The following is a 506-nucleotide window of genomic DNA, read 5'->3' as shown; positions in this document are numbered from 1 at the left end:
CCAAAAGGTTCGGGCCTCCATTCCGTGTTACCGGAACTTCACCCTGGACATGGGTAGATCACCCGGTTTCGGGTCGACGACTACGTACTCATGCGCCCTGTTCAGACTCGCTTTCGCTGCGGCTCCGGCTTCTCACCTTAACCTCGCACGCAACCGTCACTCGCCGGTTCATTCTACAAAAGGCACGCCGTCACTCCTCAAAGGAGCTCCGACTGATTGTAAGCACACGGTTTCAGGTTCTCTTTCACTCCCCTCCCGGGGTGCTTTTCACCTTTCCCTCACGGTACTGGTTCACTATCGGTCGCCAGGGAGTATTTAGCCTTGGGAGGTGGTCCTCCCAGCTTCCCACGGGGTTTCACGTGTCCCGCGGTACTCAGGATCCGTCTCGGAGGGCGAAGGATTTCGGTTACAGGGCTGTTACCTTTTATCGCGGGTCTTTCCAGAACCACTTCACCTATCCCTCGCCTTTCTCACTCCGTGTGAGACGTCCTACAACCCCGACAGAC

1 rRNA gene is annotated in these 506 nt (G+C 56.9%); it reads right to left on the bottom strand.

Annotated elements, in window-relative coordinates:
• Positions 1-506: ribosomal RNA gene (locus tag I8U18_RS17650) — 23S ribosomal RNA — on the bottom strand; the annotation flags it as partial.

The sequence above is a fragment of the Thermoactinomyces sp. CICC 10522 genome (genome assembly GCF_016055075.1).
Lineage (GTDB): Bacteria > Bacillota > Bacilli > Thermoactinomycetales > Thermoactinomycetaceae > Thermoactinomyces_A > Thermoactinomyces_A daqus.
Note: the sequence above shows the minus strand (reverse complement) of the source record. Positions and strands in the feature narration are given on the sequence as shown.